Below are 254 nucleotides of genomic sequence, written 5' to 3' on the forward strand. Positions count from 1 at the left end.
GATCTCCACGAGGTCGGTTTCTTCGCCGCGCACCAGGGGTTTCATCCAGGTGTCGGGGTGCTGGCTGTAGTCGATCTTGGTCCAGCTGTCGCCCTTGCGCACGTAGTAAGGGTGGAAGTCGTTGTGCATCAGGCTGTGGTCGTACTTGATGCCTTTTTTCAACAGCAACTCGTTGGTGACCTTGCTGAATTCCCACCAGGGTGCGACGTAGCCGGTGGGGCGTTTGCCGGTGACTTGGGTGATCAGTTCGATGG

The 254-nt window shown here is 57.9% G+C and carries 1 pseudogene; it reads right to left on the bottom strand.

From position 1 onward, the window contains the following. Nucleotides 1–254 (bottom strand): annotated as a pseudogene (locus SB756_RS32665) (polysaccharide deacetylase); the annotation flags it as partial.

Origin of the sequence: Pseudomonas sp. SIMBA_068, assembly GCF_046534705.1 — a bacterium.
GTDB classification, from domain to species: domain Bacteria; phylum Pseudomonadota; class Gammaproteobacteria; order Pseudomonadales; family Pseudomonadaceae; genus Aquipseudomonas; species Aquipseudomonas putida.